Source organism: Vibrio sp. 10N.222.55.C6 (genome assembly GCF_041473395.1).
Taxonomy (GTDB): domain Bacteria; phylum Pseudomonadota; class Gammaproteobacteria; order Enterobacterales; family Vibrionaceae; genus Vibrio; species Vibrio crassostreae_C.
The window spans coordinates 1-514 of the sequence record NZ_JBFRSD010000202.1 but is presented as its reverse complement, the minus strand read 5'-3'; the positions used below and the strand labels follow the sequence as shown (position 1 = coordinate 514).

The following is a 514-nucleotide window of genomic DNA, read 5'->3' as shown; positions in this document are numbered from 1 at the left end:
CACCTGGCCATTATCACCTTTATCAATGTTCAGGTTCTCAGACGTCACTACCCCAAGGGAGTATACTTCACCGTTTGGGTTGCTTGAGGGGAATAGCCCAAAAGAGGAGTACGTTCTTGCGCCATCTTTGGCGTAGTCAGCGACGAAAGCATAACCCGGTCTATCTAAAGTGTAGGTTAAGTTGGAAAACTCTGACTGCTCTGAAATCTCGTATTTTGCATTAAAGTAGCCATAGTGAACTCCTAACGTGGCATCACCATATAGTGAAGAGTCAGTGTTACTTTCAGAATCATATGACGCATCCAGACTAACTGAATTAATCAACGCATTGTTATCTAAAATACCATCATCATATTCTTGTTGGGTTACTTCCTTAATTAAACCATCGGGGTGTACAAATACCTTTGCCTGTTTAGTCGGATAATCGAACACCAACGCAATATCTTCTGGCATAAACGCGCATTGCTCGTAGCTTTTGCCTACGCAATATTCACTGTATGTTACGCCATCATTG

Annotated in this window: 1 pseudogene; it reads right to left on the bottom strand. The window is 42.2% G+C overall.

From position 1 onward, the window contains the following. Positions 1–453: pseudogene (locus AB4486_RS23235) on the bottom strand (hypothetical protein); the annotation flags it as partial. Positions 454–514: the final 61 nt, after the last annotated feature.